1 protein-coding gene is annotated in these 235 nt (G+C 62.1%); it reads right to left on the bottom strand.

Features of this window, described 5'->3' with window-relative positions:
- On the bottom strand, window positions 1-235 hold a 235-nt coding region (locus tag P8629_RS12740; RefSeq protein ID WP_278166451.1), incomplete at both ends, for a hypothetical protein.

Raw genomic sequence — 235 nt, 5'->3', positions numbered from 1 at the left:
CAGTCGGCGGCGCTAGCCGGGTAGCTCACCAGTGGGCGAAACAGCGCGCCCAACCGCCAAGGCTGAGCTTCTGGCGCTTGCGGCCATAACGAAGCCGGTGCAGGGCGTTGCGCTAGCTCAGTATCCAGGGTTTGCCATGTGACACCTTCACCTTCACTCTCTAGATCTGCCAGTGCTTGGCAGGCGTCGATAAAACGGTCGTCTGCGCCAGTTTCCCAACCTTTGCCCCCCAGCG

Origin of the sequence: Hydrogenovibrio sp. 3SP14C1 (assembly GCF_029625905.1) — a bacterium.
GTDB lineage: Bacteria > Pseudomonadota > Gammaproteobacteria > Thiomicrospirales > Thiomicrospiraceae > Hydrogenovibrio.
Note: the sequence above shows the minus strand (reverse complement) of the source record. Positions and strands in the feature narration are given on the sequence as shown.